The following is a 23845-nucleotide window of genomic DNA, read 5'->3' as shown; positions in this document are numbered from 1 at the left end:
ACGGGCGGAGTTGTTCACACTATCCCGTGGATAACCTCGCGCTTGTCGCAAGCCCCACGCATTTCCTTTGTTCCGCCGCCTGTCGCATCCTAAGGTCCGCCTCCCCATGGAAACGCCAGCCCGCGATAACGTCGTCACCCATCCCGCCGCGAGCGAACGCAGCGAGGGCACGCCTGCACCTCGCATTCCGCCGCATAATTTCGAAATCGAGATGGGCCTGCTGGCGTCCCTCCTCGCCAATAATCGCGCCTTCGAGCGCGTGGGCGAGATTCTCGAACCCGAACATTTTGCCGATGGCCGCCACGGACGCATCTACGCGGCCATCCGCAAGCTGGTCGAACAAGGCCGCCAAGCGAACGCCGCGACGCTCAAAAGCTATTTCGATCGCGACGAGGAGCTGAAGGATATCGGCGGGGCCGAGTATCTCGCCCGCCTGCAAGCCAACGCGGTCACGATCATCAACGCGAAGGACTATGCCGAGCAGATTTTCGATCTCTATCGCCGGCGCGAATTGATCGGCATCGGCACGGACATCGTCAACGAAGCGCATGAATTCGACGTCGAGGAAGATTCCGCCGCGAAGCTCGAAAAAGCTGAGCGCGCGCTGTTCGACCTCGCCGAAAAGGGCTCGTCCGAAGGCGGGTTCAAGGAATTCTCCCGGGCGCTGGGTGTCGCCATCGACATGGCCGACAGCGCGTTCAAGCGCGACAGCGCCGTCACGGGCGTGACGACCGGCTTCGACGCGCTCAACGACAAGCTCGGCGGTTTCCACCCCTCCGACCTCATCATCGTCGCGGGCCGTCCCTCGATGGGCAAGACGGCGTTCGCGACCAAGATCGCCTTCAACGCGGCGCAAGCGCGCATGAAATGGCGCGAGGACAATCCGCGGCTGGGCAATGAGCCCGATCCCAAGGGCGCGGAAGGCGGTGTGACCGCGTTCTTCTCGCTCGAAATGTCGGCCGAGCAGCTCGCCAATCGTCTTCTGTCCGAACAGGTCGAAGTGCCGTCGGACAAGATCCGGCGCGGCGAAGTCATGGCCTCGGATTTCGAGAAATTCGCGCATGCGTCGGCCACACTCGCCCGCCTGCCGCTGTTCATCGACGACACGCCGGGCCTGTCGATCACGGCCGTGCGCACGCGTGCGCGGCGCCTGAAGCGCACGCACGGCCTGGGCATGATCGTGATCGACTATTTGCAGCTGCTCTCCGGCCCGCCCGACGCGCGCGCCGAAGGCCGCGTGCAGGAAATCTCCGCGATCACCCGCGGCCTCAAAGCGCTCGCCAAGGAATTGGAAGTGCCCGTCGTGGCGCTATCGCAGCTGTCGCGCGCCGTCGAACAACGCGAAGACAAGCGCCCGCAGCTTTCCGATCTTCGTGAATCGGGCACGATCGAACAGGACGCCGACGTCGTGATGTTCGTGTTCCGCGAGGAGTACTACCATTCGCGCGCCGAGCCGATGCGCCGCCCCGAAGAGGACGATTCGAAATTCAACGAACGTCATCAGAAGTGGATGGAGCGCGGCAACCTGATCCACGCGAAGGCGGAGATCATCATCGCCAAGCAGCGTCACGGGCCCATCGGCACGGTGCCGCTGAAATTCATCGGCGAATTCACCAAGTTCGACAATCTCGACCCGGCCGAGATGGCCGGCTACGGCGGCGATGGCGAAGGCTGATCCGGCTTCGCTGCTGACCGTCGATCTGGGCGCCATCGTCGCCAATTGGCGCGACCTTGCCGCGCGTGTGGCGCCCGCACGCTGCGCCGCCGTCGTAAAGGCCGATGGCTACGGCCTCGGCTCCGTCGCCGTCGCGCACGCCTTGGCCAAAGCCGGTTGCCGCGATTTCTTCGTCGCCCGCCTCAACGAAGGCTTGGCCGTACGCGATGCGGTGCCGGAAGATTGCCGCGTCACCGTGCTCGACGGTCTGATGAAAGGCGAAGCCGAGCTCTATCGCCGCCGCAACTTGACGCCATCGCTCAACGATCCGGGGCAGATCGCCGAGTGGTCGGCGCAGGCCAAAGCGGCGGGCGAGAAACTTGCCGCGACATTGCATTTCGACACCGGCATGTCGCGCCTGGGCCTCACGCCCCGGGAAGGCGACGCTCTGCTCGCCGACCGCACGAAGCTTGATGGGATCGCGCTTTCCTATGTGATGAGCCATCTGGTCGCGTCAGAAGAACGCGACAATCCGATCAACGCGACACAGCTTGCGGCTTTCAAGAAATGGCGCGCGGCGTTTCCGGATGTGGCGGCGAGTTTCGCCAACTCCTCCGGCATCTTCCTGGGCCCGGAATATCATTTCGACGTGGCCCGGCCCGGCTGCGCGCTTTACGGCATCAACCCCACGCCGGATCGTCCAAATCCCATGCGCGGAACGGCCAAATTGGAGGCGCGTATCCTCCAGGTCCGCGAAATTGATTCGCCCCAAACCGTCGGCTACGGTGCGATGTGGAAAGCGACTCGGCCCACGCGTGTGGCGACGATCGCTTGCGGTTATGCCGATGGCTGGCTGCGCACGTTCCAGGGTAAGGGGCAGGCGTGGATCGATGGTCGGTCCCTTCCCTTCATCGGGCGCGTGTCTATGGACCTGATCACAATCGACGTGAGCGACATGGCTTCCGCGACGCAAGGACGAATGGTCGAATTGCTGGGGCCGAATCTGCCGGTCGATGCGGTGGCGGAAGCGGCCGGCACGATCGGTTACGAAATCCTCACGCGCTTGGGTGCGCGTTTCGCGCGGACCTATATCGAACCATGAACCCGCTCGCCACGATCGGCCGTTTCGCGATCGCCTTCCTGCAGCGCATCGGCGCCGTGGCGTTCTTCGCCTCGCGCGCCGTGTCGCATTGCGTGCGCCCGCCCTTCTATCTGCGCCATGTCGGCTTGCAGATGATGGAGATCGGCTATTACTCCCTGCCCGTCGTCGGCATGACCGCGCTGTTCACCGGCATGGTGCTGGCCCTGCAAAGCTATACCGGCTTCGCGCGCTTCTCCGCCGAGGGCGCGGTCGCCACAGTCGTGGTTGTGTCGATCACCCGCGAACTTGGCCCCGTCATCGCGGGCCTGATGGTCGCGGGGCGCATCGGCGCCTCGATGGCGGCCGAAATCGGCACGATGCGCGTGACCGAACAGATCGACGCGCTTCACACGCTATCGACCAACCCGATGAAGTATCTCGTCGCCCCGCGCATCATCGCCGGTGCGGCCATGCTGCCGCTGCTGGTGCTGGTCGCGGATATCATCGGCGTGTTCGGCGGCTATATCGTCGGCGTCTATAAGCTCGACTTCAACGCCGGCACCTATTTGAAGCAGACCTTCGACTATCTCGAAGTGATGGACGTCGTTTCGGGCCTTGTGAAAGCCTCGGTCTTCGGCTTCATCATTTCGCTGATGGGCTGCTATCACGGCTACAATTCCGAGGGCGGGGCGCAAGGTGTCGGCCGCGCCACGACCAACGCGGTCGTCTCCGCCTCCATCCTGATCCTCGTATTCAATTACGGGATCACTGAAATCTTCTTCTCGGGGCGCTGATCATGGCGACGCCGAAAATCTCCATCCGCGGTCTCAAGAAGCGCTTCGGCCCCAAGGTCGTGCTCGACGGCATCGATCTCGATGTCGGCGTCGCGGAATCCGTCGTCGTCATCGGCGGTTCGGGCACGGGCAAATCCGTGCTGCTGAAATGCATCCTCGGCTTGCTGGAGCCCGAAGCCGGTTCGATCAAGATCGACGGCCAGGAAGTCGTCGGGATGCGCGGGCGCGAGCGCGAGGCGATCAACACGAAATTCGGCATGTTGTTCCAGTCGGCCGCGTTGTTCGACTCAATGCGCGTCTGGGAGAACGTCGCTTTCGGTTTGATCGCGGCGCAGAAACTGCCCAAGGCCGAAGCGAAGAAAATCGCGATCGAAAAACTCGGCCAGGTCGGCTTGCCGCCACAAACCGGTGAGCTTTATCCGGCCGAACTGTCCGGCGGCATGAAGAAGCGCGTGGGTCTTGCCCGCGCCATCGCGACGCAGCCGGAGATCATTTTCTTCGACGAGCCGACGACCGGCCTCGACCCCATCATGTCGGACGTCATCAACGATCTGATCGTCGACTGCGTGCATGTGCTGGGCGCTTCCGCGCTGTCGATCACGCACGACATGGCGAGCTGCCGCAAAATCGCCAACCGCGTGGCGATGCTTTATCAGGGCAAGATCATTTGGGACGGCCCGGTCGCTGAGATCGATCATTCGAACAATCCGTTCGTCGATCAATTCATCCATGGCCGGGCCGAGGGCCCGATCCGGATGCAGATCCCCGTGTGATGGCAAAAGCGAGCAGCCAATTCGTTTGCCAGGAATGCGGTGCCGTTACGCCGCGCTGGGCGGGCAAATGCGAAGCCTGCGGGGCGTGGAACAGCATCATCGAGGAAGCGGTTCCCGAAGCCGCCCCCAAAGGTGTGTCGCCCAAGGGCGGGCGCAAGATTGCCTTTGTCGGCCTCGACGGCGAAAGCGACAAGGCGCCGCGCCGCACGACCGGGATCGCCGAGCTCGATCGCGTGCTCGGCGGCGGCTTGGTCAAAGGCTCGGCTGTGCTGGTCGGCGGCGATCCGGGGATCGGCAAGTCGACGCTGCTGCTGCAAGCGGCGGCGGCCCTCTCCAAAACCGCGCGCGTCGCCTATGTTTCGGGCGAAGAAGCGGTCGACCAGATCCGCATGCGTGCGGCGCGCCTGGGCTTGTCGAAATCGAACGTCGCGCTCGCCTCGGCGACCAATGTGCGTGACATCCTGGCGACGTTGGACGCCAACGACGCGCCCGACCTCGCGGTCATCGATTCAATCCAGACGATGTATGTCGATCAGCTCGACTCAGCGCCGGGCACGGTCGCACAGGTACGCTCGTCGGCAAGCGAGCTCATCCGCCTCGCCAAACGCCGGGGCACGGCCGTCATCCTGGTCGGCCACGTCACCAAGGAAGGCGCCATCGCCGGCCCGCGCGTGCTCGAACACATGGTCGACACGGTGCTCTATTTCGAAGGCGAGCGCGGGCACCAGTTCCGAATTCTGCGCGCGGTCAAAAATCGCTTCGGCCCGACCGACGAGATCGGCGTGTTCGAGATGACCGAGCGCGGGTTGTCGGAAGTCGCCAACCCGTCGGCCTTGTTCCTGGCCGAACGGCGCGGCGAGGTCTCGGGCGCCGCCGTCTTCGCCGGGATGGAGGGCACGCGGCCCGTGCTGGTCGAAATCCAGGCCCTTGTCTCGCCCACGTCCTATGGCACGCCGCGCCGGGCCGTCGTCGGCTGGGATTCCGGACGCCTCGCCATGGTTCTCGCCGTGCTGGAAACGCGCTGCGGCCTCGCCTTCGGGGCGGCGGACGTTTACCTAAACGTCGCCGGCGGTTTACGCATCGCGGAACCCGCCGCCGATCTCGCGGTTGCCTCGGCGCTCGTCTCGGCCTTGACAGATACACCCGTCCCCAACGAGACGGTCGTGTTCGGTGAAATCGGCTTGTCGGGCGAAGTCCGCGCCGTGGGCCAGACCGAAGCGCGGTTGAAGGAAGCCGCCAAGCTCGGCTTCACCAAGGCGTTCGCACCCGCGCGCGGCAAACGGGCCGTAAATGTTGCGGGTATGGCGCCGGTCGAAATGCGGCTGCTGACCGACCTCGTCGAGGCGTTGGGCACCCCGCCGCCGGGCCCGAAACGCCAAACCGCGCCGGTGCGCGCGGTTTAGCGCGGTGGTAACTTAGGGCCCGATCATGCCCGATTCGTTGCCCGTTTCCCCATTCGACCTGGCCGTCATCGGCGTCGTCCTGATTTCGGCGCTGATCGCGATGTGGCGCGGCTTCGTCAAGGAAGTCTTGAGCCTCGCCGCTTGGGCCGGGGCGGTGCTGGTCACCCTTTGGGGCCTCAATTACGCGCGGCCCTATGCGCGTGCCTTCATCGATAGCCAGTTGCTGGCCGACGTCGCCGCCGGCATCGCCTTGTTCGTGGTCAGCTTGCTGGTCTTCGCGATGATCGCGCATGGCATTGCGGCGCTGGTGCATCGATCCAGCGCCCTATCGGCGGTCGATCGCTCGCTCGGTTTCGTGTTCGGGATCGGCCGTGGCGCCATCCTGCTGGGCTTGGGCTGGCTCGCCCTTTCCTGGGCCCTGCCGGTCGAGCGCCAGCCCGGCTGGATCCACGATTCGCGCACCCGCCCGGCGGTCGAATGGGTGGCCGAAATGCTGGTCGGCTTGGCGCCGCCCGAATTCCGCGGCCAGGTCCGCCAGGCGGGCCAGGATGCGGATCGCGCAACCCAGGCCATCAAAGCGCTCCAGCAGGTCGGAAATCCCGCCGGAACAAGCACTTCGCCCCAGCCGAATAATCTCCCGGCCGGGAACGAAACCGGATATAAATCCGACGACGCGATCGGGCAGTTGTTGCGCCGCACCGAACCGCCTAAATCTCCGCGCTGAAACGTCATCGATCGAACCCGAAGGGGACTTCTCGTATGGACGGTGATTTGCCGACGACCAATCCATTCGACGACGACAAGCTCCACGAGGAGTGCGGGGTCTTCGGCATCCACGGCCATAAGGACGCCGGCGCTTTGACCGCCTTGGGGCTTCACGCGCTCCAGCATCGCGGCCAGGAATCGGCGGGCATCGTGGCGCTCGAGGGTGCGCAGTTCCATACGCATCGCGCGGTCGGCTTGGTCGGCGACAATTTCAGCGCGCGCTCGGTGATCGACTCCCTGAAGGGCGATCTCGCCATCGGCCATACGCGCTATTCGACGACCGGCGGCATGGCCTTGCGCAACATCCAGCCGCTGTTCGCCGAGTTCGAGTTCGGCGGCTTCGCGCTGGCGCATAACGGCAACCTCACCAACGCCGCGTTCCTGCGCAAGAAGCTGATCGGCCAAGGCTCGATCTTCCAGTCGTCGACCGACACCGAAGTCATCATCCATCTGATGGCCAAGGCCCATGGCGACGTCGTCACGCGCCTCATCACGGCGTTGAGCCAGGTCGAAGGCGCTTACTCGCTGACCTGCATCGCCGAGGACAAGATCATCGCCGTGCGCGATCCGCGCGGCGTGCGTCCGCTCGTTTTCGGCAAGCTGGACGATTCCTATATCGTCGCGTCGGAAACCTGCGCCTTCGACATCATCGGCGCCGATTACGTGCGCGACGTCGAACCCGGCGAAATGCTGGTGATGGACCGCAAGGGCTTCCGCTCGATGCGGCCCTTCCCGCAGCACACCAAGCGGCCTTGCGTGTTCGAGTATATCTATTTCGCGCGGCCGGATTCGGTCGTCGAAGGCCAAAGCGTCTACGAGGCGCGCAAGCGCATCGGCGCCGAACTCTCGCGCGAAAGCGGCGTGGCCGCCGATCTGATCGTGCCGGTTCCCGATTCCGGCGTGCCGGCAGCGATCGGCTACGCGCAGGAATCCGGCATTCCGTTCGACCTCGGCATCATCCGCAACCACTATGTCGGCCGCACCTTCATCGAGCCGACGGATCAGATCCGCCATTTGGGCGTGAAGCTGAAGCACAACGCCAATCGCGCGCAGATCGAAGGCAAGCGCGTGATCCTGGTCGACGATTCCATCGTGCGCGGCACGACGTCGCGCAAGATCGTCGAGATGGTGCGCGCGGCCGGCGCCAAGGAAGTGCATATGCGCATTTCCTCGCCGCCGACGACGCATTCCTGCTTCTACGGCATCGACACGCCCGAGCGGCACCAACTGCTCGCCGCGCGCCACGACGTGCCGGAAATGGCGCGCTTGATCGGTGTGGACTCCCTCGCCTTCATCTCGATCGACGGTCTCTACCGCGCGATGAACGAAAAGGGCCGCAACCCCGCCGCACCCAAATTCTGCGACGCGTGTTTCACCGGCGAGTATCCGATCGAACTCACCGATTTCCAGGACCGCGGCGAAACGCCCGCGCGCGCGACGCTGCTTCAAATCGCATGAACTTCGTCACGACGCAGATAAGGCGTCTTTTCGACGCCGTCTTCGCCGTGGCTTTTGTGCTCGCCTTTCTGCAATTGCCCGTGTTCTTCGAGCTCTATCACCATCGGCTCGACGAAAAGCGGGTCACGATCGAGAATCTGCTGACCACGATGCGCGCTTCGCCCACACCCGACGCCACCACGATCGCCCGCACCGAAGCCGAATTGCCCGCCTTGCGTGCGCGCCTCGATCTTCTCGCCCAAGGCGGTTTCGGCCGCCTGCGCGCCGCCTTCGATCTCGACATGGACGTCGCCAAGCGCGCGCTAGGCATGATGCAGCCCGGCCTCCGCTTCGATCTCGATTCCCTCGGCTTCGGCGCGATCGGCTTGCTGCTCGGTTTGATGTCCTCCGCGATCCTCGCGGCAATCGCGCGGCTTTTCCTGCCGCGCCAACACGCGGGGTATGCGCGATGAGCGGCGTTTTGGATGGTCGTATCGCGGTCGTGACGGGCGCTTCGCGCGGCATCGGCCGGGCGGTCGCGTTGCGTTACGCGGCCGAAGGGGCGCATGTGATCGCGCTGGCTCGCACCGTCGGCGCGCTCGAGGAACTCGACGACGAAATCGGCAAGCGAGGCGGCTCGGCGACACTCGTCCCCGTCGATCTCAACGATCTCGATAAGCTCGAAGCGCTCGGGCCGTCGCTCTATCAGCGCTTCGGCAAGGTCGACATCTTCGTCGCCAATGCGGGCGGGCTCGGCACGGTCGGCCCCATTTCCCACCACGAGCCGAAATTGTGGGAAGAGACGTTCCGCATCAACGTCCACGCCAATTTCCGGCTGATCCGCAGTCTGGAACCGGCATTGCGTTTGTCCGATGCGGGCCGCGCGATCATCGTCACCTCCGGTGCGGCGCGCAGCAACACCGCCTATTGGGGCGCCTATGCCGCGTCGAAGGCGGCGCTGGAAGCGATGGCGCTGACCTGGGCAGACGAACTCGCCAACACCAAGGTGCGCGTCAATCTTCTGTCGCCCGGCCCCATCGCCACGCGCATGCGCGCTTCCGCCTTTCCCGGCGAAGATCCCGCGACGCTGCGCAAACCGGAGGACATCGCCGGCGCGTTCGTCGATCTCGCACTGCCCGGCTGCACGCGGCACGGCGAGACGATTTCGCTGACGAGCTGACTATCGCGTCGCCAGGCGCAGGCCGAACGCGACCGCGACCATCCCGGCCCAGAGCTCGATGCCCGGCCATTCGCCGAGCCACACGGCGCCGATTATTCCGGCGGCCGGAGGCCCGAGCGACAGGAAGACCGACGTGCGCGCGGCACCGATCACCTTCAACGCGACGAGCCACAGCCAATAAAACACGCCGCTGGAAACGCCGAGCCCGACGACGGCAGCCCAGCCGCCCGCGTCCAACGACGTCGCGGCGTCTTGCACGAAACTCAACGGCGCCAAGGCGACGAGCGAGGCGAGCATCGCGATCGTGCCGACGGCAAGCGGCGGATAACGGCCGATATAGGGCCGATATGCGACCGAGCACGCCGCCCCGATGATGGCGGAGAGCAACACCGCGCCCGCACCAAGCAGCGCGCCGGCGCCGAACCCATCGCCGGAAAGATGGCCGCTGAGGGCGATCACGACGCCCGCGAAGGCGCAGAGTGCCCCCAACACGCGATCGCGCGACAAGGCTTCGTAGCCCGCCCAGGCGGCGAAAATCTGCGCGAGCAACGGAAACGTCGCGAACAACACCGCTCCGTCGGCGGCGGGCACATGCGCCATGCCCCAATTCAGCAGCCAGATCAGCACACCGAACTGCAGGATGCCCAGCACCACGACGGCCGCGAAATCCCGCGGCGCCATGCGCCAGGAAACGCGCGCGGCCAGTGCGATCGGCACCATTACCGCCGCACCGACGGTGTAGCGCAGCAAGGCGAGCGTGACGGGATCGACGGCCCCCGCGACCGCGCGCGTCGCGACGATCGCGGCACCGACCTGCACGCCGGTCGCGATGGCGATCCCGAGCGCGACGCGTTCCGTCGTCATTTGCTCGCGAGATCGAGCGACCAATACTGGCCGACCAGCGCCTTGCCGAAGCTGCGATGCTTCTCGGACTTCTCAAGCACGAATCCGCGCGCGAGATAGATCTTCCGCGCGGCGGTCAGGATATCGTTCGTCCACAGCACCAAACGGCGATATTTCTTCGCCTTGGCGAATGCGATCACTTCGTCGACCAGCCGCGCGCCCGTGCCCGTGCCGCGCGCGTCGCGATCGACGTAAAGCATCCGCAGCTTGGCGACCGACTTTCTTTCGCGCACGCAGAACACCGACCCAACGACACGGCCGTCGCGCTCGGCGATCCATGCCTTTTCCCATTTCGGGTCGAAGTCACGGATGAATTTGCCGCAGATTTCGGCGACGAAACCTTCGAACTCCCAGTTCCAGCCGTACTCCTCGGCGTAGATGCGCGCTTGGCCGCCGATCACCGCGCCCATGTCGCCGGGAACCGGGTCGCGCAGCGTGACCGGCCCGGCTTCGCCGCCAAGTACCCGCTCGATCGTGCCCATGGCGCCGGTCAACGCGTCCTGCGACGCCGGCGACAAGGGTTTCAACAACGCCGAAAGCCGCTTCTCCGTTCCGGCGCGCAAACGACGGAACGCGATCTTGCCCTTGGGCGACAGAGTCAGGAATTGGCGGCGCCGGTCGGCCGAAGCGACCTTGCGCGTGACCAGGCCCTTGCGCGCGAAGCCCGCCAGGATGCGCGACAGATGCGCCGGATCGAGCCCGAGTTCGGCCGAAATCTCCGACGCCACGGCCTTGTCGCGCCGGTCGAGCTCGTAAAGCACGCGCGCTTCGGCGAGGCCGAAGGGCGACCCGTCGAAGCTTCGGTCGAACACGCCGATCTTGCGGGTGTAAAAGCGGTTGAATCGTCTTATGGCGTCGATACGGTTCATCATCGGTTGATAGCATCAACCGATTGCTTGATGCCGTCAATCGTCGGCTTAACGGTCTTCGACGTAGGGGTTTTTGCTGGCGCGCAACTGCAGCCGGATCACGGTGCCCGGCAGCTCGAACGTGTCGCGCAGGGAATTGATCAGATAACGCTGATAATCCCCCGGCAAATCCGTGAGTTTGTTGCCGAAAAGCGCGATCGTCGGCGGCCGGACCGAGACTTGGCGGCAGAACCGCAAGCGCGGGCGCAAGCCGCGCACCAAGGGCGGCGGATGGGCTTGCGTGACGCCCGCCAGCCAGCGATTGAGCTGGGTGGTCGGCAGATCGGTGTTCCAGCGCTCATGCGCCGTCACGACCGCCTCCATCAGCGCGTCGAGCTTACGCCCGTGCAGCGCCGAGACGGCCACGAAAATGACGCCTTCGACCTGCGGCATCGAGATTTCGAGGCGGTCGCGCAGCTTGCGCAGCGCCGCCTGCGCGTCCTCGACCAAATCCCATTTGTTGAGGCACACGACGATGGCGCGGCCCTCCTCGGTCGCCAGACGCGCGATCTGGAGGTCCTGGTTTTCGAGCATCGTCGTCGCGTCGAGCACCAGCACGCAGACATGCGCCTCGCGCACCGTGCGGATCGTCTCGCCGACCGACATCTGCTCGATCTTCTCGTCGATGCGCGCCTTCTTGCGCAAACCGGCCGTGTCGATCAGCCGGTATTCGCGCTCCTTCCAAAAGAAGGGCGTCGAGATCGCGTCGCGCGTCGTGCCCGGCTCCGGGCTCGTCAGCATGCGGTCTTCGCCCAGCAGCGCGTTGGCCAGCGTCGACTTGCCCACGTTCGGGCGGCCGATCAACGCGATGCGGATGGCGATATCGGCCAGATGCGGCGTCGTGCCCTCGGCCGGCGCCGAGCGCTTCTCGGCGTGGCGGTCGTCGAATTCGCCGTTGTCGACGACGATCGAGCCTTCGGGCGCCATCTTGCGCAGCACCGAATGCAGATCGCTGAGCCCGTCGCCATGCTCGGCGGAAATCGCCAGCGCATCGCCCAGGCCCAGCCCCGCGGCCTCGGCCACGGCATAGTCGGTCTTGTTGCTCTCCGCCTTGTTGGCGAGGACGAGCGTGGGCTTGCCCGCTTTGCGCAGGTATCGCGCGAAATGCTCGTCCTGCGGCGTGACGCCGTCGCGCGCGTCGATCACGAACAGCGCCAGATCGCAATCGGCGACGGCGCGCATCGATTGTTCGCGCATGCGGCCCATCAGCGAGTCCGACGGCGCTTCTTCGAGGCCGGCCGTATCGATCAGCGTGAAGCGAAGATCGTAGAGTTTCCCTGCGCCTTCGCGCCGGTCGCGGGTCAGGCCCGGCGTGTCGTCGACCAAAGCGCGGCGGCGCCCGGTCAGGCGATTGAACAGGGTCGATTTGCCGACATTGGGCCGGCCGACGATGGCGATGCGCCAGGACATGGGATCGTTTCTATCGGACGACGGCGATATCGCCGTCATCGGTCAGGAAGATGACGGAACGCTGTGCGGCGATCGGCGCCACGGACACGGAACCGGGCAAGGAAATTCGCTCCTGCGATCCGCCGTCCTTGGGATCGACGGCCAGCGCGTAGCCTTCGGAATTCGCGACAATGACCTTGCCGCCCGCGACGACGGGCGACGTCCAGATGATGCGATCGCGTTTGCGTTCCTCGTTCCGGAAGCGCGGCAATTGCACGACCCAGCGCACGCGGCCGTCGCGCCGCACGAGGCACGCGAGTTCGCCGTTCACGCCCATCACATAGACGAAATCGCCCGAGACCCAAGGCTGGCCCAGCGAGCCGACTTCCTGTTCCCAGATGCGCGCGCCCGAGCGCAGATCGATCGCGACGGTGCGCCCGGCCTGCGACGACGCGATGACGAGACCGCGATCGATGGCCGGAAGCCCGCGGATATCGGCCATCGCCGAAATCTCGCCCGACCGAATCACGCCCGACAGCGAGTCCGACCACAACACGCGCCCGCCTTCGGCGCGCAGCGCGAAAATCTCGCCCGAGGAGTAGCCGACGATCAGCGTGCCGCCGTCGATCACCGGGCTGCCCGCCCCGGTGAAGCCGGCACTTTCGGAAATGCCCGAATGGCTCCACAACCGGCGGCCGGAATTGGCGTCGATCGCATGCGTCGTGTTGTCGATCGAGATCGCGTAGACGCGCCCTTGCGACACGGCCGGGCCCGAACGCGCCGGTGCGGTCATCTGATAGCGCCAGACTTCCTTGCCCGTCGCCGCTTCCAGCGCCACGACCTGGCCGTAGCCGGTCGCGAAATAAACGCGATCGCCGTCGACGGCCACACCGCCGCCATGCCCGCCGCCCGAACGATCCTGCGGCGGCTCCGGATCGAAACTCCAAATGCGCGCACCCGATTGGACGTCGAGCGCGGTGAGATTGGAATCCGCGCCGACCGCGTAGATGCGCCCCTTGGCGACGATCGGCACGCCCGAGACGCGGCCCGAGCGGCTATTGCCCGCCCCGACCGACGCGCGCCACGTGTATTTGAGGCCGTCGACCTTTACGGCACCGATGCTGGTCCCCGGCGTGCCTTGCGGCAACGGCCATTCGGCGACGTCTTTCGCCTCGGGCAGCGTCACGGCGAGATCCTGCGCGCGCGCATCGGGCTCGAGCTTGCGCTCCGCCCCCATCACGGCGACGCGCGTGCCCGGCAGCGGCGTTTTGCTTTCGCCGCCGAACCAGCTGCAGCCGCCCAACGCGGCCGCCGTCACGAGAAACGGAAGAAGCAGGCGCGCGCGCATGCGCTTCAAGAACCCAATGCCGCGAGCATTTCGGCCGCACGCTGGCGCATGCCGCCCGGCGCGTTCAGATCGTCGGCGATGGCGCGATAAAGCTCGCGCGCCTTGGCCGCGTCGCCGGCGCGCAGCGCCGCCAAAGCGGCGGCCTCGCGGCCCGAATTGAAGAACGGATTGCCCGGCGTTTGCAGCGCCGCGGCGGCTTGTTCGGCCGACGCGCGATCGGCCGCATCGACCGACAGCAACGCGACAAGTGCGGAAGCCATGCGACGGATTTCGGCATCGAGACCCGCATCGGCCGCGATGGCGCGATAAAGCGTCAACGCTTGGGCGGGATCCTTCTCGGCGGTCAGCCCCGCCTCGCGCATGCGCGCGATGCCCTTGTAGCCGCCGCTGCCGGTCTGGCCGAGTTCGCGGAATTCGGCGAGCGCCTTGTCGCGATCGCCGACGAGCAGCGCGTCGGCGGCGGCGAAGCGCACGCCGTCGGCCTCCAGCGTCTTGCGCTGGTGGTCGCGCCAGAACGAATAAGCGCCCGCGGCGACGACGATCGCCACGGCGGCGGCCAGCACATAGGCGCCGTATTTCTTCCAGAGCTTCTCCGCGCGGTCGCGCCGGAGTTCCTCGTCGACTTCGTCGAAAACGTCCGCCACTTCGCTCGTCCGCCGAATCTAAGAAAAAGAGGGTTGCGTGGGACCGGGAAGTTACCCCTTCGCGCGGCCCCGCGCCACCCTCAATAATCCGGAAAAAACGGCGGAATTACGGCCGCTTACCCGGTGTTTTACACCACGACGCGGATGTAGCGGGCCTCGCGGCCGCGCGGCGTGCTGACATAGGTCGTGCGGACCTGGACGTCGGTATCGATCGACGGCACGCCCGAACGGCGCAGACACGCGGCATTGACGAACACGTCCTTGCCGCCGTCATTGGCGCCCACGAAACCGTAGCCCTTTTCGGGGCTGTACCATTTGACGACGCCTTCGACGTCCTGCGCGCCGGTCATGTCGACATCGTCGCGCTCGCGCCCGCCGCCGCCGCCCATGCGATCGCGGAAACCGCCGCGCGGACGCGGCGCACCGCCGCCGGGGCCAGCCCCGCCGCCGCCGCCACCCCCGCCGGCGCCGCCGGCGGCACCGGCACGGCCGTCGAGTTCATGGACGCGGACGACCTGCGGACCCTTCTTGCCGGGACCGACATCGCACTTGATCTTGGCGCCTTCGCCCGGCGGGGGCAGCCCCGCCTGTTCGAGGGCGGCGGCGTGCAGGAATACGTCCGGCGAACCGTCCGTCGGCGCGATGAAACCGAAGCCTTTGGTCGTGTTGAACCATTTAACGACCGCTTCGACGGTCTTGGTCGGGCCGGGATTGAAAGGCGGCATAGGGTGTAAGTTGCTCCAGGGGTAAGTTCGATAGGCGGCAAGCTACTGAAACCGGCGTCCGAACGCCAGATATCCGTAAGACGGGCCTAAAAGCCCGTGTTACCGGCGTATATGGCGCGACCCGCCGCCTCTGCCAAGCCCCCGGCCCCCTCAGCCCTCGACGATCGGCTTGAAACCGCCCCAGATCATCCGTTTGCCGTCGAAGGGCATGTCCTTGAACTGCGACATGCGCGGATCGGCCATCATCTTCTTATGGCCGGAATCGCGGGTCTTCTTATCCGGCCATTCCATCCACGCGAAGACGATGCTTTCGTTGCGCTTGGCCTTCACCGAACGGAAGAAATCGGTCCATTTGCCCTTGGGCACGTCGTCCTGCCAGCACTCGACCAGCCGCAGCAAGCCGTATTCCTTGAACATCGGCAACGCCCCCGCCGCCATCTTGCGATAGGCCGCTTTGTTGCGCGTGGGCACCGCCAATACGAAGCCTTCGACATAGCCGAGTTTCGTCGTCGCCGTTTTCTTCTTGGCCGCCATGGTTTCCTCCGTCGATCGTTTGCCGGTGCAATTTGACATGGCAAACGGAGTCACCGCAACTCGAGCCCTAGCGCGCCATGGCGGGCTTCAACACGGCTTGGCACCATTCGCGAAACCGCGTGGCCGTCGTGTTGTTCGCGGCGCGCAGCACGACGCGATCCATGCCCGCGATTTTCGCGTCCATCATTTCCGCCATCGCCTGCGCCATACCCGGCGATGCACCGCGCGCCAACATGCCCGCACGCAAATCGGTGACCGGCATTTCGCGATAGGCGACCGGCCGCGCCAAAACATCCGTCATGGTCGCGGCCATCTCTTCGCCGGAAATATCCTCGGCCCCCAGCAACGGCACATCCGCGACGCCGCGCCAATCCGGATCGGCGAGAAGATCCGCTGCCGCCCTCGCGACATCCGCGCAAGCGCAAAGCGGTTCACGCTGGCCTTGCGGCGCCACGCCGAAAAAGACGCCGCGCGTCGCGATGCCGTCGACTTGGCGCAGCACGTTCTCCATCAGCGACGGACACGCCAAGGCGCGCAGCGACACGCCGGTTTGCGCGATCAGATCGTCCATGCGCTGGCTCGCCGCCGCGTGCCCGGCCGCGTGCGGCCAGCCGCGCCCGAGTGCCGAGACGGTCACGACCTGCGCGACACCTTGTGCGCGCATCGCCGCCGCCGCGGGACGCGTCGCGTCGACGAAGGCCGCCTCGGCGCTGGCGGCGCGCGGATCGCCGAGCATCAGCCAGAACACGGCGCGTGCCCCTTCGAACGCTTTCGCGACGATCGCCGGATCGGTGTAATCGCCCGCGACGATCTCGACCTTCGCGCGCAACGCGGCCGGAATCTTGTCCGGTGCGCGCGCGATAACGCGCACGGGTTCGGGGCCTTGCGCCAAACGCGCCAGAACCCTGGCGCCGATATTGCCCGTAGGCCCGGTGACGACGATCATGTAATCTCCCGCAATTCGATGAAACCCGCGACGCTCGTAAGCGGACCCGCGCGCGAACGCTATGCCGCGCCGTCCGCGTTTTCGTCGCGATCGTTCCGGACGCCCGAAGATGGATCCGCTATCCGACGTTCTTTCGCTGCTGAAGCCGCGCAACTACACCGCCGCCGCGCTTGAGGCCGGCGGCGATTGGGCGATCGCGTTTCCGCGCTATGCGGGCATCAAATGCAACGCCATCGTCGCGGGCGCTTGCTGGCTCGACGCCGAAGGCTTGGCCGCGCCGCTGCGCTTGGAGGCGGGCGATTGCTTCTTGCTGCCGCGCGGCGTGCCGTTCCGGCTGGCGAGCGATCTAGCCCTGAAGCCGCTCGACGCCGGTGCGTTGTTCCCGCCCGCGAGTCCCGGCGGGATCGTCACCTGCAATGGCGGCGGCGATTTCGCGATGCTCGGCAGCCGCTTTTTGATTTCCGGCCGCCACGCCGATCTTCTGCTCGGCATGTTGCCGCCCGTATTGCTGATCCGCAAAGCCGAGGATCGCGATACGCTGCGCTGGGCGATCGAGACGATCCGCGCGGAGTTGCGCGAAGCGCGGCCCGGCGGTGCGGTCGTCGCCACGCATCTGGCGCATATGATGCTGGTCCTCGTCTTGCGCATTTATCTGGCCGACGGCGCGGCGCAAGCGCAGGCGGGCTGGCTGTCCGCCCTCGCCGACAAACATATCGGCACGGCGATCGGGTTGATGCACGCAGATCCGGCCAAACGCTGGACGCTGGCCGAACTCGCCGCGCATGTCGGTTTGTCGCGTACGATCTTCGCCACGCGCTTCAAGGAACGCGTGGGCATGGGCGCCATGGAATATCTGCTGCGCTGGCGGATGCTGCTGGCCGGCGACAAACTCGCGCAATCCGGCGCGACGATATCGAACGTCGCCGCGTCGCTCGGCTACGATTCCGATAGCGCGTTCGGGGCGGCTTTCAAACGCGTCATGGGCGTCTCGCCCCGGCAATATTCGCGCGCGGAATAAGGCGCCCCGCCTTTCGCGTTCCCGCGCGTCGCCGCAAAACTTAGGTATTGTCCTAAGTATTGATTCGCGCTAAACCGGCGCCATGCTTCACAGCGCAGCCGCCTCGCGAAAACCGCCCAGCCCCGCGCAGATCGACGCGATCTTCCGCGCGTTGGCCGATCCCACGCGCCGCAAAATCGTCGAACGATTGGGCGAAGGGGCCGCGTCGGTCAGCACGCTCGCCGCCGATCACCGCATGGCGCTGCCCAGCTTCGTCGAGCACATCAAAGTGCTCGAAGGGGCCGGCCTCGTGCGCTCGAAAAAATCGGGCCGCGTGCGGACTTGCGAATTGGCGCCGGAAAAACTCGGCGTCGCGCAATCCTGGCTCGATCGCCAGCGCGCCATCTGGGAAGCGCGCCTCGACCGTCTCGACAATTATCTCCTCGCCCTCAAAAAGGAACGCGGCCTATGAGCAGCATCTTCTTCGCCAAGCCCAATCCCAAATTCGACCTCGTGCTGGAACGCGACATCGACGTCCCCGTCGAACTCGTTTGGGAAGCCTGGACCACGCCCGAGCATTTCAAGCATTGGTTCTGCCCCCAGCCCTGGACCGTCACGCATTGCGAGATGGATCTGCGGCCGGGCGGCGTGTTCAACACCACGATGCGCTCGCCCGAAGGCCAGGAATTCCCCAACGAGGGCAGCGTGCTCGCGGTCGAACATCTGCGCCATCTCGTGTTCACCGACGCGCTGCTTGCCGGGTTCCGGCCCGCGCCGAAACCCTTCTTCGTCGGCGCCTTGTCGCTGGAAAAGATCGCCAAAGGCACGCGCTACGTCGCCACGGCAATCCATGGCGACGAGGAGACGCGCAAGAAGCACGAGGAAATGGGCTTCCATCACGGCTGGGCGACCGTGCTCGACCAGCTCGTCGCGCATATCAAAACCAAGATGGGATGAACCGCATTCCGGACGATCGCGCTTGAAATACCGCATTTCTTTCGCGATAGTCCGGGCATGCAACGCGATCCCCTTTCCGCCATCCTGTCTTTGATCGAAGCGCGCGGCGTCTATACCGGCGGCATCACCGCCGGCGGCAAATGGGCGTTTCGCGTTCCGCCGCCCGAGCAGGTCAAGCTGATGGTGATCGCGCGCGGCCAATGCTTCATCTCGGTCGATGGCGAGAAACGGCCGCGCCATCTGGTCGAAGGCGACGTGTTCCTTAACATCGCGCGCCGGTCCTATTCGATCGCGACCGACCTCGCGTTGCGGCCGCGCGACTTCGAACAGCTCTACGCAAGCGCGCCCAAATGCGGAATTCTCGCCGTCGGCGGCGGCGACGACGTGATGCTGATCGGCAGCCATATCGAGTTGAACGAGATCGGCATGCGGCTGCTGAAAGGCGGCTTGCCGCCGATCGTCCATCTGCGCGCGACCGATGCCGGTGCGGACAAAATCCAATGGCTGATCCGCGAGATGATGCGCGAGACGAGCGACGCGATGCCCGGCGCCGAAACGGCGTGCTCGGGCATGGTCGAACTCGTTTTCCTGCATTTGCTGCGCGCGCATATCGCGAAAGCCGGTGCCGTCAAAATCGGCTGGCTGCGCGCGGCGTGCGATCCGAAGCTCGCCCCCGCCCTCGGCCTGATGCATGGCGACCCGGCGCGCGATTGGCGCCTGCCCGAGCTTGCCAAGGCCGCCGCGATGTCGCGCACCGCCTTCGCCGCGCATTTCAAAGCCGTCGCGGGGATGGCGCCGCTCGCCTATCTCACCGAATGGCGCATGCGCGTGGCCGAACGCGAATTGCGCGAAAGCGGCAAGCCGGTCGCGCGCATCGCGCGATCGGTCGGCTATATGTCCGAGGCCGCGTTCAGCACCGCGTTCAAACGCGTGATCGGCCATTCGCCGCGACGCCAGCGCGCCGCCGCCAAACTGGAAGCGCGCGAATTGGAAGACGCCTGATCGCGCGGGCGGCCTATGCCGATTTTTGCGCGGCGAACCAGGCGACGATGCCCGGCATGTCGCGTTCGAACCCGCCGGGAATATAGATGTTCAAGAGCCGCGCGGGCGCGGCGCCGCGATTGCGGAAATCATGCGTGACGCCGGCGGGCGCGCGGATGAAGGCGCCGGGGCCGTACGCGGTCCAAGTCTCGCCGAGCAGGAATTCGATCCGCCCATCGAGCACGTAAAAGATATCGTCGTTTTCGGCGTGGCTGTGGGCGCCAACGCCTTCTTGCCCCGGTTCAAGCCGCCATTCGGAAATGCTATAGCGCACGCCCGTCTCGGCCTCGTCGGCGAGGAAGCGCGCCGAGAGCTTATCGCCCAGCGCGTAATGCCGGCCCTGCTCCGCCGTCAACGCGATCGCCGTTTTGGCCGGATCGCCGGTCATCGGCTTCGGCGCTAAGTCCGGCTTGCCGATAGCAGCGGGTTCGGCTGCGGCCCCTCGATCCGGCGCAACGTATTCGTATCGCGATGGTCGAAGGGCGGCGTGCGGCCGCGGATCGCCAGATCGGTCCGCGTCACATAGCTCCAGCTGCCGTCGGCGTTGAAGGTGATGTCGATGCGGTAATAATCCGTGCGGAACGCCGCCTCGAGGAAGGGCGACGAGCAAATCCCGAAGCTCGTGTCGCCGCGCTTCGCTTCGACGAAGATATGATCGTCGTCCGGTTTCGCGGTGCCGCCGGCGAGAACGGCTTGCCCGCGCGGAATGGTCAGCGACTGCATGATCAGGCCCGTGGCCGGTTCCCACAGCCAATAGCCGACCTGATCGTGAAACGTGGTCGCTTCTTCCGGCGTGTTGATATGGCAGTGATAGCGCAGCCCGTAAAGGAGCTGCGGGCCGTTCGGCTGCGGGTCGATCGGATCGAACCGGATATATTCGCGAAACACGCGCCGCTCGGGCCCGTCGGCTTTCGGATTGATGTCGACGCCCTGATCGGACTCCCACACGCCGGCCAAACGCCGCAGCGGGCCGAGATTGGCCAAGGTATCCGGCGAAATATCGTCGGGCTCGGTATAGATATCGTCCGGAATATTGACCACGAATTTCCCTCTCAGAATCGTTCGGCGTCGGCGAAAGCGCTGCCAGCTTGGCGGAAGCGTAGCGCCGAATCAATCGGAAGGCGTATGCGGAAATGCCGCCGCGCAACCGGCTCTGCACGCGCCCCTTGACGCGACATGTTGGATACATTATTTAGCAAGTAAGTTAATTAACGGAATTGATAAATATGCCGGCGACCGACCCTTTGAGCGCGACCTTGGCGGCCTTGGCCGATCCGACCCGCCGGGCGATCCTCGCCCGCTTGAGCCGCGGCGAAGCGACCGTCAACGAACTGGCCGCACCTTTCGAGATGTCGCTGCCGGCGATCTCCCGCCATCTCAAAGTTCTGGCGCGCGCGGGACTGATCGCGCGCGGCCGCCAAGCGCAATGGCGGCCCTGCACGCTCGACACCGCCCCGCTCAAAAAGCTCGATTCATGGCTCGAGACCTATCGCCAATTCTGGACCGGCAGCTTCGACAAGATGGACGCGCTGCTGGCCGATCTCGCCAAACCGCCGAAGAAGGGACGCAAGCAATGATCGCTATTCGTGACGACGAGCTTTCAATCGAACGCGAATTCGATGCGCCCCTGGCCCTGGTCTTCCGGCTGTGGGAAAGCCGCGATCACATGATGCGCTGGTGGGGGCCGGCGGAATTCACGGCCGTCGAACTCGATTGGGCGCTCGCCCCCGGCCGGCCGTGGCGGGGCGCGATGACCTCGAAGCAACACGGACTCAGCCGCTTTTCCGGCATCGTTCGCGAAGTGGTGCGCGAAAAGCGGATCGTGTTCACCTTCCGCTGGGATCAAGAACCCGGCCGCTATCCCGAAACGTTGGTGACCGTGACCTTCGCCGAGAAAGACGGCAAAACGATCCAGACTTTCCATCAAACGCCGTTCACCGACGTCGCGACGCGCGACAGCCATATCGGCGGCTGGAACTCGCTGTTCGATAAGTTCCAAGTCTATGCCGAGAATTTCGCCATCGCCGAACGCGAAGGATTGCGCGCATGAGCGAGCTGATCGTCCACACTTTCGATTGGGTGCCGCAAATGCCGCGCGGCTTCGTGCGCGATATCCGCGTGCGCTGGGCGATGGAGGAAGCGGGAATGCCCTATCGCGTCGTCGGCGTGCCGTTCCGCGAACGCGGCGCCGATCACTTCGCGCATCAGCCTTTCGGCCAAGTGCCCTGGCTGACCGACGGCGATATCTCGATCTTCGAGACCGGCGCCATTTTACTGTATCTCGCCGAGCGCAGCGAAAATCTGATGCCGAAGGATGCGCGCGGCCGCGCCGACGTGATCCAATGGGCGTTCGCGGCCCTCAACTCGGTCGAGATGGCGAGCCTGCCTTGGGCGCTGTTCAAATTCGAGAACGACGACAGCCAGACGCCGGGCAAGAAACTGCTCGACACGTTTCTCGCCGGGCGATTGGGGCATATGGAGAAAGTGCTGGCGACGCGCGAATGGCTGGCCGGGAAGTTTTCGATCGCCGATATCCAGATGGCCGACGCGCTGCGGGTGGTCGACAGCTTCGGCGGGCTCGGCGAGTACAAGGCGTGCAAAGCTTACGTCGCGCGCGCGACGTCCCGCCCCGCCTTCGTCAAATCGCACGCCGACCAGATGGCGCATTTCGCCAAGGCGGATTGACGCGCACCGCTTTAGGCGAGATCTGACATTTCGTAAAGCGGCCGGATTTCGATCTCGCTCGGCCCCTTCATGGGATTGGGGCAGCGTTTCACCCAAGCAACGGCTTCGTCCATATCCTTGACGTCCCACAGCCAGAAGCCGGCGACAAGTTCGTTCGGATTGGCGAAGGGCCCGTCGACCACGGTGCGCCCCGCCCCGTCGAACGCGACGCGCTTGGCGTGCGAGGTGGGCTTCAGCCCCTCGCCCATCACGAGGATTCCGGCATCGCGCAGTTCATCGTTGAACTTGCCCATCGCCGCCATCATTTCGGCGGTCCACGCGTCGGGCGAGAAACCCTGCTCGCTCCACGCCGTCGCCTTCACCAGCACCATGACGCGCATCTTAATCTCCTTGGCTCGAGAACGAATGCCGACGCTAGAGCGCGTACGTAGAGAAATTGAGAATACGTGGAACTACGCGACTTAGGGTTATACCGCGGCCGCCGCCGGGCGCGCGTGATCGAAGGCGTAGTGAAGCCGGACGCAACCTTTGTCCAGCGCATTCGTCTGCAGCAAGCGCAGGCGCGTTCGAACGCCGGCCGAGGGGAAAAGCGGCCGCCCGCCGCCGATGAGTTCGGGCATCACGTAAATCTCGATCTCGTCCAGCGCCGATCGCTCGATGAAGGCCATCTGCAACCGCCCGCCCCCGACCAGCCACACATCGCCGTCGCGCAGTCCCCGCAACTCCGCGACGAGGGCATCGACATCGCTTCGCGTTTCCAACTTCCCCTTCGGATCGGCAATGGGCCGCGACGTCACGACCAACACGCGCTGCGCGTCATAGGCCCAGGGCGCGGCGTCCTTGGCGAGGAAATCATAGGTGCCGCGCCCCATGACGATCGTTTTTATGCGCTTGATGAACGCGCGGTAGTCATACGCGCCGAGATCCATATCGTTGTACGCGAAAAGCCAATCGAGGCTGTCCTGCTCGGTGGCGATGAAGCCGTCGAGGCTGGTTGCGATGTATCCCAGAATCTTGGCCATCGAGCTTCTCCATTTGAATATAAATGAATATTCGTTTATATTTTTGGATATGGCGAGACGCAAGACGATTTCGGATGAGGCGGTGCTCGGCAAACTTTTGACCGCGCTGGAAACGGCGGGGCCGGAAAGATTGTCGTTTTCCAAGGCATCGAGCGCCGTGGGGCTATCCGCCCCCACGCTGGTGCAGCGCTTCGGAACCCGCGAGGCGATGATCGAGGCCGTTCTGCTTTATGCTTGGGATCGCCTCGACGCGGCGACGGCGGCGGCCGATGCCAAAGCGCCGGCGAGCCCGGCCGGGGCCATCTCGATATTGCTGGGACTCATACCGGCCAGCCGGACGGAATATGCGCTGGCCGACGGGCTTCTGTTGCTGCGCGAAGATATCCGGAACCCCACACTTCGCAAGCGCGGTACCGCTTGGGGGGCTTCGCTCGCCAGGGCCTTGGGCCGGCGCCTTACGACGCGAACCAAGCATGCCGAGCGGATGGGATGGCAGATGGCCAGCGTCTGGCAGGGCACCCTTATCTGGACGGCATTCAAACGCGACGCCGCTCCGCGAGATGCGATCCGCGTCGCCTTGGTGGATTGGTGCCGAAGCGTCGGCGCGATGTGAGAACGCCACCCTTCCCCGACCCGTCAGCGCGATCGCAAATTCGGCG

At 65.2% G+C, this 23845-nt stretch carries 29 protein-coding genes; 17 read left to right on the top strand and 12 right to left on the bottom strand.

The annotated features are described in order from the left end of the window. Positions 1 to 106: 106 nt before the first annotated feature. From J0H39_09215 to J0H39_09175, 9 genes are read left to right on the top strand one after another with little or no spacing between them, the layout of a single operon-like run. Positions 107 to 1675: a replicative DNA helicase gene (locus J0H39_09215; protein ID MBN9496924.1), complete on the top strand. Its 1569-nt coding sequence runs from the start codon at positions 107 to 109 to the stop codon at positions 1673 to 1675. After that, a complete protein-coding gene (gene alr, locus J0H39_09210) occupies positions 1662 to 2756 on the top strand; it encodes an alanine racemase (protein MBN9496923.1) in 1095 nt (364 codons plus the stop codon). Before J0H39_09215 ends, alr begins: the two co-directional genes overlap by 14 nt. Beyond that, positions 2753 to 3529: an ABC transporter permease gene (locus J0H39_09205; GenBank protein ID MBN9496922.1), complete on the top strand. Its 777-nt coding sequence runs from the start codon at positions 2753 to 2755 to the stop codon at positions 3527 to 3529. Before alr ends, J0H39_09205 begins: the two co-directional genes overlap by 4 nt. Then, positions 3529 to 4302: an ATP-binding cassette domain-containing protein gene (locus J0H39_09200; protein ID MBN9496921.1), complete on the top strand. Its 774-nt coding sequence runs from the start codon at positions 3529 to 3531 to the stop codon at positions 4300 to 4302. The genes J0H39_09205 and J0H39_09200 overlap by 1 nt, the downstream gene beginning before the upstream one ends. Further along, the gene (gene radA / locus J0H39_09195) at positions 4302 to 5705 is read left to right on the top strand and encodes a DNA repair protein RadA (protein ID MBN9496920.1); all 1404 of its coding nucleotides are present in this window, start codon (positions 4302 to 4304) and stop codon (positions 5703 to 5705) included. The genes J0H39_09200 and radA overlap by 1 nt, the downstream gene beginning before the upstream one ends. Before the next feature lie 25 nt (positions 5706 to 5730). Continuing rightward, positions 5731 to 6429, top strand: a complete 699-nt coding sequence (locus J0H39_09190; GenBank protein MBN9496919.1) for a CvpA family protein — start codon at positions 5731 to 5733, stop codon at positions 6427 to 6429. A 47-nt stretch (positions 6430 to 6476) separates the two neighbouring features. After that, a complete protein-coding gene (locus tag J0H39_09185) occupies positions 6477 to 7928 on the top strand; it encodes an amidophosphoribosyltransferase (GenBank protein ID MBN9496918.1) in 1452 nt (483 codons plus the stop codon). Further along, positions 7925 to 8380 (top strand): hypothetical protein, encoded by a 456-nt coding sequence (locus tag J0H39_09180; GenBank protein ID MBN9496917.1) that lies wholly within the window; start codon positions 7925 to 7927, stop codon positions 8378 to 8380. Before J0H39_09185 ends, J0H39_09180 begins: the two co-directional genes overlap by 4 nt. Continuing rightward, positions 8377 to 9087: an SDR family NAD(P)-dependent oxidoreductase gene (locus tag J0H39_09175; GenBank protein MBN9496916.1), complete on the top strand. Its 711-nt coding sequence runs from the start codon at positions 8377 to 8379 to the stop codon at positions 9085 to 9087. Before J0H39_09180 ends, J0H39_09175 begins: the two co-directional genes overlap by 4 nt. Here J0H39_09175 and J0H39_09170 read toward each other — a convergent pair whose 3' ends face one another. The 8 genes from J0H39_09170 to J0H39_09135 all read right to left on the bottom strand — a co-directional run bounded on the left by J0H39_09170 (position 9088) and on the right by J0H39_09135 (position 16484). Beyond that, positions 9088 to 9951, bottom strand: a complete 864-nt coding sequence (locus tag J0H39_09170; GenBank protein MBN9496915.1) for a DMT family transporter — start codon at positions 9949 to 9951, stop codon at positions 9088 to 9090. Next, positions 9948 to 10862: a bifunctional helix-turn-helix transcriptional regulator/GNAT family N-acetyltransferase gene (locus J0H39_09165; GenBank protein ID MBN9496914.1), complete on the bottom strand. Its 915-nt coding sequence runs from the start codon at positions 10860 to 10862 to the stop codon at positions 9948 to 9950. Before J0H39_09165 ends, J0H39_09170 begins: the two co-directional genes overlap by 4 nt. A 45-nt stretch (positions 10863 to 10907) precedes the next feature. Beyond that, positions 10908 to 12308, bottom strand: a complete 1401-nt coding sequence (gene der, locus J0H39_09160; GenBank protein ID MBN9496913.1) for a ribosome biogenesis GTPase Der — start codon at positions 12306 to 12308, stop codon at positions 10908 to 10910. Between the two features lie 10 nt (positions 12309 to 12318). Then, entirely contained in the window at positions 12319 to 13644 is a 1326-nt protein-coding gene (locus tag J0H39_09155; protein ID MBN9496912.1) for a PQQ-binding-like beta-propeller repeat protein, read from the bottom strand. Beyond that, the gene (locus J0H39_09150; GenBank protein MBN9496911.1) at positions 13641 to 14279 is read right to left on the bottom strand and encodes a tetratricopeptide repeat protein; all 639 of its coding nucleotides are present in this window, start codon (positions 14277 to 14279) and stop codon (positions 13641 to 13643) included. Before J0H39_09150 ends, J0H39_09155 begins: the two co-directional genes overlap by 4 nt. A gap of 128 nt (positions 14280 to 14407) precedes the next feature. Further along, complete coding sequence (locus J0H39_09145) at positions 14408 to 15004, bottom strand: cold shock domain-containing protein (GenBank protein MBN9496910.1); 597 nt, start codon at positions 15002 to 15004, stop codon at positions 14408 to 14410. Between the two features lie 150 nt (positions 15005 to 15154). Continuing rightward, positions 15155 to 15538, bottom strand: a complete 384-nt coding sequence (locus tag J0H39_09140) for a DUF1428 domain-containing protein (protein ID MBN9496909.1) — start codon at positions 15536 to 15538, stop codon at positions 15155 to 15157. Between the two features lie 67 nt (positions 15539 to 15605). Next, entirely contained in the window at positions 15606 to 16484 is an 879-nt protein-coding gene (locus tag J0H39_09135; GenBank protein ID MBN9496908.1) for an NAD(P)H-binding protein, read from the bottom strand. A gap of 109 nt (positions 16485 to 16593) precedes the next feature. Here J0H39_09135 and J0H39_09130 point away from each other — a divergent pair, with 109 nt between their 5' ends. The 4 genes from J0H39_09130 to J0H39_09115 all read left to right on the top strand — a co-directional run bounded on the left by J0H39_09130 (position 16594) and on the right by J0H39_09115 (position 19440). Next, on the top strand, positions 16594 to 17502 hold the full coding sequence (locus J0H39_09130) for an AraC family transcriptional regulator (protein MBN9496907.1): 909 nt from the start codon (positions 16594 to 16596) through the stop codon (positions 17500 to 17502). An 82-nt stretch (positions 17503 to 17584) separates the two neighbouring features. Then, positions 17585 to 17953: a helix-turn-helix transcriptional regulator gene (locus tag J0H39_09125; GenBank protein ID MBN9496906.1), complete on the top strand. Its 369-nt coding sequence runs from the start codon at positions 17585 to 17587 to the stop codon at positions 17951 to 17953. Then, positions 17950 to 18438: an SRPBCC family protein gene (locus J0H39_09120; protein MBN9496905.1), complete on the top strand. Its 489-nt coding sequence runs from the start codon at positions 17950 to 17952 to the stop codon at positions 18436 to 18438. The genes J0H39_09125 and J0H39_09120 overlap by 4 nt, the downstream gene beginning before the upstream one ends. Positions 18439 to 18495: 57 nt before the next feature. Further along, positions 18496 to 19440, top strand: a complete 945-nt coding sequence (locus J0H39_09115; GenBank protein ID MBN9496904.1) for an AraC family transcriptional regulator — start codon at positions 18496 to 18498, stop codon at positions 19438 to 19440. Positions 19441 to 19453: 13 nt separating this feature from the next. On the opposite strand, the gene J0H39_09110 is transcribed toward J0H39_09115, so the two are convergent. Further along, positions 19454 to 19867, bottom strand: coding sequence for a cupin domain-containing protein (locus J0H39_09110; GenBank protein ID MBN9496903.1), 414 nt, complete (start codon positions 19865 to 19867; stop codon positions 19454 to 19456). A gap of 11 nt (positions 19868 to 19878) precedes the next feature. Then, complete coding sequence (locus tag J0H39_09105) at positions 19879 to 20520, bottom strand: FABP family protein (protein MBN9496902.1); 642 nt, start codon at positions 20518 to 20520, stop codon at positions 19879 to 19881. A 185-nt stretch (positions 20521 to 20705) separates the two neighbouring features. On the opposite strand from J0H39_09105, the gene J0H39_09100 reads away from it, so the two are divergent. The 3 genes from J0H39_09100 to J0H39_09090 are packed head-to-tail and all read left to right on the top strand — an operon-like array spanning position 20706 to position 22164. Further along, a complete protein-coding gene (locus J0H39_09100; protein ID MBN9496901.1) occupies positions 20706 to 21056 on the top strand; it encodes a helix-turn-helix transcriptional regulator in 351 nt (116 codons plus the stop codon). Next, positions 21053 to 21529 carry an SRPBCC domain-containing protein gene (locus J0H39_09095; protein ID MBN9496900.1) on the top strand — a complete coding sequence of 159 codons (477 nt, stop codon included), beginning with the start codon at positions 21053 to 21055 and terminating at the stop codon, positions 21527 to 21529. Before J0H39_09100 ends, J0H39_09095 begins: the two co-directional genes overlap by 4 nt. Then, the gene (locus J0H39_09090) at positions 21526 to 22164 is read left to right on the top strand and encodes a glutathione S-transferase family protein (protein ID MBN9496899.1); all 639 of its coding nucleotides are present in this window, start codon (positions 21526 to 21528) and stop codon (positions 22162 to 22164) included. Before J0H39_09095 ends, J0H39_09090 begins: the two co-directional genes overlap by 4 nt. An 11-nt stretch (positions 22165 to 22175) precedes the next feature. Here the strand turns inward: J0H39_09090 and J0H39_09085 are convergent, their stop codons facing one another. Beyond that, positions 22176 to 22544, bottom strand: coding sequence for a YciI family protein (locus J0H39_09085; protein MBN9496898.1), 369 nt, complete (start codon positions 22542 to 22544; stop codon positions 22176 to 22178). 87 nt (positions 22545 to 22631) lie between these two features. After that, positions 22632 to 23186 (bottom strand): dihydrofolate reductase, encoded by a 555-nt coding sequence (locus tag J0H39_09080; GenBank protein ID MBN9496897.1) that lies wholly within the window; start codon positions 23184 to 23186, stop codon positions 22632 to 22634. 49 nt (positions 23187 to 23235) lie between these two features. On the opposite strand from J0H39_09080, the gene J0H39_09075 reads away from it, so the two are divergent. Beyond that, entirely contained in the window at positions 23236 to 23799 is a 564-nt protein-coding gene (locus J0H39_09075; protein MBN9496896.1) for a TetR/AcrR family transcriptional regulator, read from the top strand. Positions 23800 to 23845: the final 46 nt, after the last annotated feature.

The sequence above is a fragment of the Alphaproteobacteria bacterium genome (genome assembly GCA_017308135.1).
Lineage (GTDB): Bacteria > Pseudomonadota > Alphaproteobacteria > CACIAM-22H2 > CACIAM-22H2 > Tagaea.
This window is presented reverse-complemented; position numbering and strand designations above follow the sequence as displayed.

Excerpts from the sequence above, each read along its gene's own strand:
- J0H39_09215 (MBN9496924.1), top strand. The coding sequence starts at position 107 with ATGGAAACGCCAGCCCGCGATAACGTCGTCACCCATCCCGCCGCGAGC.
- alr (MBN9496923.1), top strand. The coding sequence starts at position 1,662 with ATGGCGAAGGCTGATCCGGCTTCGCTGCTGACCGTCGATCTGGGCGCC.
- J0H39_09205 (MBN9496922.1), top strand. The coding sequence starts at position 2,753 with ATGAACCCGCTCGCCACGATCGGCCGTTTCGCGATCGCCTTCCTGCAG.
- radA (MBN9496920.1), top strand. The coding sequence starts at position 4,302 with ATGGCAAAAGCGAGCAGCCAATTCGTTTGCCAGGAATGCGGTGCCGTT.
- J0H39_09190 (MBN9496919.1), top strand. The coding sequence starts at position 5,731 with ATGCCCGATTCGTTGCCCGTTTCCCCATTCGACCTGGCCGTCATCGGC.
- J0H39_09180 (MBN9496917.1), top strand. The coding sequence starts at position 7,925 with ATGAACTTCGTCACGACGCAGATAAGGCGTCTTTTCGACGCCGTCTTC.
- J0H39_09175 (MBN9496916.1), top strand. The coding sequence starts at position 8,377 with ATGAGCGGCGTTTTGGATGGTCGTATCGCGGTCGTGACGGGCGCTTCG.
- J0H39_09170 (MBN9496915.1), bottom strand. The coding sequence starts at position 9,951 with ATGACGACGGAACGCGTCGCGCTCGGGATCGCCATCGCGACCGGCGTG.
- J0H39_09165 (MBN9496914.1), bottom strand. The coding sequence starts at position 10,862 with ATGATGAACCGTATCGACGCCATAAGACGATTCAACCGCTTTTACACC.
- der (MBN9496913.1), bottom strand. The coding sequence starts at position 12,308 with ATGTCCTGGCGCATCGCCATCGTCGGCCGGCCCAATGTCGGCAAATCG.
- J0H39_09145 (MBN9496910.1), bottom strand. The coding sequence starts at position 15,004 with ATGCCGCCTTTCAATCCCGGCCCGACCAAGACCGTCGAAGCGGTCGTT.
- J0H39_09140 (MBN9496909.1), bottom strand. The coding sequence starts at position 15,538 with ATGGCGGCCAAGAAGAAAACGGCGACGACGAAACTCGGCTATGTCGAA.
- J0H39_09135 (MBN9496908.1), bottom strand. The coding sequence starts at position 16,484 with ATGATCGTCGTCACCGGGCCTACGGGCAATATCGGCGCCAGGGTTCTG.
- J0H39_09130 (MBN9496907.1), top strand. The coding sequence starts at position 16,594 with ATGGATCCGCTATCCGACGTTCTTTCGCTGCTGAAGCCGCGCAACTAC.
- J0H39_09125 (MBN9496906.1), top strand. The coding sequence starts at position 17,585 with ATGCTTCACAGCGCAGCCGCCTCGCGAAAACCGCCCAGCCCCGCGCAG.
- J0H39_09120 (MBN9496905.1), top strand. The coding sequence starts at position 17,950 with ATGAGCAGCATCTTCTTCGCCAAGCCCAATCCCAAATTCGACCTCGTG.
- J0H39_09115 (MBN9496904.1), top strand. The coding sequence starts at position 18,496 with ATGCAACGCGATCCCCTTTCCGCCATCCTGTCTTTGATCGAAGCGCGC.
- J0H39_09110 (MBN9496903.1), bottom strand. The coding sequence starts at position 19,867 with ATGACCGGCGATCCGGCCAAAACGGCGATCGCGTTGACGGCGGAGCAG.
- J0H39_09100 (MBN9496901.1), top strand. The coding sequence starts at position 20,706 with ATGCCGGCGACCGACCCTTTGAGCGCGACCTTGGCGGCCTTGGCCGAT.
- J0H39_09095 (MBN9496900.1), top strand. The coding sequence starts at position 21,053 with ATGATCGCTATTCGTGACGACGAGCTTTCAATCGAACGCGAATTCGAT.
- J0H39_09090 (MBN9496899.1), top strand. The coding sequence starts at position 21,526 with ATGAGCGAGCTGATCGTCCACACTTTCGATTGGGTGCCGCAAATGCCG.
- J0H39_09085 (MBN9496898.1), bottom strand. The coding sequence starts at position 22,544 with ATGCGCGTCATGGTGCTGGTGAAGGCGACGGCGTGGAGCGAGCAGGGT.
- J0H39_09080 (MBN9496897.1), bottom strand. The coding sequence starts at position 23,186 with ATGGCCAAGATTCTGGGATACATCGCAACCAGCCTCGACGGCTTCATC.
- J0H39_09075 (MBN9496896.1), top strand. The coding sequence starts at position 23,236 with ATGGCGAGACGCAAGACGATTTCGGATGAGGCGGTGCTCGGCAAACTT.